The sequence below is a fragment of the uncultured Clostridium sp. genome (genome assembly GCF_947036855.1).
Lineage (GTDB): Bacteria > Bacillota > Clostridia > Clostridiales > Clostridiaceae > Sarcina.
Window position 1 is genome coordinate 1 of the sequence record NZ_CAMQRY010000189.1, and the last position, 3,451, is coordinate 3,451.

Annotated in this window: 4 protein-coding genes; 1 reads left to right on the forward strand and 3 read right to left on the reverse strand. The window is 29.5% G+C overall.

Annotation, left to right across the window (positions count from 1 at the left end):
* A partial coding sequence (locus Q0V15_RS12505; protein WP_297439479.1) for a ribonucleotide-diphosphate reductase subunit beta occupies nt 1–281 on the reverse strand: 281 nt, incomplete at its 3' end.
* A gap of 135 nt (nt 282–416) precedes the next feature.
* Nucleotides 417–2,639 (reverse strand): ribonucleoside-diphosphate reductase subunit alpha, encoded by a 2,223-nt coding sequence (locus Q0V15_RS12510; protein WP_297439476.1) that lies wholly within the window; start codon nt 2,637–2,639, stop codon nt 417–419.
* A 337-nt stretch (nt 2,640–2,976) separates the two neighbouring features.
* On the opposite strand from Q0V15_RS12510, the gene Q0V15_RS12515 reads away from it, so the two are divergent.
* Nucleotides 2,977–3,159, forward strand: coding sequence for a YjfB family protein (locus tag Q0V15_RS12515; RefSeq protein WP_297439477.1), 183 nt, complete (start codon nt 2,977–2,979; stop codon nt 3,157–3,159).
* A gap of 58 nt (nt 3,160–3,217) precedes the next feature.
* Here the strand turns inward: Q0V15_RS12515 and Q0V15_RS12520 are convergent.
* Nucleotides 3,218–3,451, reverse strand: a 234-nt coding sequence (locus Q0V15_RS12520) for a hypothetical protein (RefSeq protein ID WP_297439478.1), incomplete at its 5' end; no start/stop codon positions are given.

Genomic DNA, 3,451 nt, shown 5'->3' on the forward strand with positions numbered 1-3,451 from the left:
GCTGTTTGTATTGAATCTAAGAATATTAAAAATGATAAAATCTTATCATAAGCAGCTTTTTCATCAACTGATAAAACTTTATAATCTTTTAAATCTTGAGCTAAGTTAATTTCTTCTGGTATCCAGAAGTTATTCATAGCCTGTCTGTACCAATCTGAAACCCAAGTATATTTCATATTATTAAAATCATTTAAGTTTGTTGTATTCCCATTAACCATTTTCTTTTTTGAAACTTCTATATCTCCAAATTCATTAAATAGAGGTTTCTTTTTTATTTCCATTTCCATTTGAAATACCCTCTTTCTATATTTATAAATTTAATTTTCTAACTAAATCATAGATTTTGAATAGGTAACTCACCGAACTATGTTCGATGAGTAAATTCAACTTACCAAATTATTAAGTTAGAGTTTCACTTATGCTGAGCACATTGCACATTCTTCAATTTCAAGAGATTTACTTCTTACATAGTAAATACTTTTAACCCCTTGATTACAAGCCTGAATATAAAGATTAGCTATTTGTCTCATAGTTAAATCTGTTGTTATATAAAGGTTAAATGATTGCGCTTGGTCTATATGTCTTTGTCTTACAGCCGCAGCCTCTACAGACCATTCTTGATCCATATCATATGCTGACATATAGTAGAACCCATTATCTTCTGTAAGTCCTGGAGCAGTCTTTGGAATTATACTTCCCTTTTTCTCTTCAAGCCAGAATTTAGCCATAACTGGATCAATTCCTTCTGTAGTTCCAGCAATTGTAGCTGTTGAACCATTTGGAGCAACTGCAAATAAATATCCATTTCTCATACCAAATTCAGATACGTCATTTTTCATATTAATCCATCTATCAGTTTCATACCCTCTAAGTTTAAAGTAATCTCCATTATCCCAATCTGAACCCTCAAATAAACTGTATCTACCTTTTTCTTTAGCTATTTTAACACTAGCTTTAATTGCATAGTAGTTTATGTTTTCATAAACTTTATCAACAAACGTAAAATGTTTCTTTGAATCCCATACAACTTTATTATTAGTTAACATATGGTGATATCCTGAAGTTCCAAGTCCTATAGCTCTGTACTTCTTGTTAGTAACTTCTGCATAAGGAACTGAATAATAGTTTAAATCTATAACATTATCCATAGCTCTAATTTGAGTTTCAACAATATCTTCAAGTTCTGCTTCTGAATTTACATCAACATTTCCAAGAACTATTGATGATAAGTTACAAACAACAAAATCTCCAGCCTTAGTTTTCTCAACTATAATTTTATCTCCAGCCTCATCAATTATCTCTGTTTGCATAACTTCTGATGCACTCATATTTTGCATAATTTCAGTACATAAGTTTGATGAATACACCATTCCCTTATGTTTATTAGGATTCATTTTATTAACTGTATCTCTAAAGAAAGCAAATGGAGTTCCTGTTTCTGCTGCACTTTTAATTATAAGCCTAACAATATCACGAACCTCCATAACTCTCATATCTATCGCTTCATTTTCTACACATTCATAATATCTTTTTTCCCACTCTTCTCCATAAAAATCTTCAAGAGAATATCCCATGTGTTTCTTTATTTCATGTGGGCACATCATATACCACTTTGATGACATGTCCTTCTCTGCAAGTTTCCAGAATAAATCTGGGTAACAAATTCCAGGGAAAACATCATGTGCTTTCTTTCTGTCATCTCCATTATTAGTTCTGATCTGTAAAAACTCGGCTACATCTTTATGCCAAGCATCAAGCCATATAGCAACAGAACCATTTCTAACACCTAATTGATCAACTGCTATTGCAGTATCATTCATAAGTTTAACCCAAGGAATTATACCACCTGACGCACCTTTAAAACCTCTGATTGAAGAACCAAGGGCTCTAACTTTACCAATATAAATTCCCATTCCGCCACCGAACTTAGAAACCTTAGCGAAGTTATCAACTGTTTTATATATTCCATTTAAACTATCATCAACAGTATCTATAAAGCATGAGCTTAATTGATAAAAAGGCTTTCTAGCATTAGACATTGTTGGCGTAGCCATTGTTGCCTTAAGTTGACTTAATGAGTTATAAAATCTCTTAACCCAGTATAATCTATCTTCCTTTTTCTCTGGAATAGCAAGATGCATTGCAATACCCATAAACATTTGTTGTGGAAGCTCTGTTTTTGTTCTATCAAAATTTTCAATTAAATATCTCTCTGCTAAAAGTTTTATTCCACTAAAAGTAAATAAGAAATCTCTCTCTGGCTTCATAGCCATCTCTAATTCCTCTATATCTTTTTTAGAATAATTTTCTAGTATATATTCACCATATAATTTCTTTGATGTTAACTCTTCTATAAGTCCATAAAAATCCTTATATACATCTTCTGATTTTATATCTCTATTTTTAGCTACATCATCTCTTAGGTTTAGAACATAAATATGTGATGCTATGTCCTGCCAATTTGGTTCAAATTGAGTAGTTAATTCTAGTGATATTTGCATAATAGAATCTTGAATTTCTCTCTCGTCCATAGTTGGTATAATTATATTTTCTAATGCCTTGTTTAATTTCTCTATTGAATACTTGCTATTACCCTCTTTAATATAGCCCATAGCAAGGCTGCACGCTCTGTTTATCATATTTCTCCAAATCCCCCTATACAATATATAGTACCATTTTTAATTACGACCAAAATTTAAACACTATATATAGTGTTTTGCTTACTCTATTATAGTTATATAATTTTAGATTGTAAAACCAACTTCTTATTAATTTTGAGTGAATTTATTATGTAATCTTATCTTTAATAAAAATCCCTCTCTATTAAACACACATTTATAATATTTTTTTCTAAATATTTTTTCTCATATTATTCCATATAATTAAAATTTATCTCTTCTTTTTTTAAAAAAGCAATACAATTTTTCTAATTTAATACGATAATTTTATTAGAATAAAATATGAAAGGAGTTCACTATGGATATTGGTAAAATGTCTATGTCAATGAGTCAAAATTCTTTAAAAAGTGCAGTATCAATCTCACTTCTTAAAATGACAATGAATAATAATCAGCAAGTAGCTAACGGAATGACTCAAATGCTTGATGCAACAATGGTTGTAGACCCTAACCTTGGTAGTAAAATAGATACTAAAGCATAAAAAATAAATCTGTGAATACTTTTCACAGATTTATTTTTTATTATTTTTATTCAAAAATTTATTTTTTATAGTTAAGCTGTCTTTCATCATTATCAACAACATCTTTTATAATTTTTTTTATCTCACTCTTTGATAATTCAAGCTTATCAAAACCACTCATTTGACAGCCAAAAATCATACTCATATTGTTATAAATCATAGCATAAACATGTTTTCTAGCTTCAATAACTTCATCATCCATAAACATAGAATCATAAAGTGTTTTAGCTTCTTTTTTTACATATTCAGCATC

Excerpts from the sequence above, each read along its gene's own strand:
- Q0V15_RS12510 (WP_297439476.1), bottom strand. The coding sequence starts at position 2,639 with ATGATAAACAGAGCGTGCAGCCTTGCTATGGGCTATATTAAAGAGGGT.
- Q0V15_RS12515 (WP_297439477.1), top strand. The coding sequence starts at position 2,977 with ATGGATATTGGTAAAATGTCTATGTCAATGAGTCAAAATTCTTTAAAA.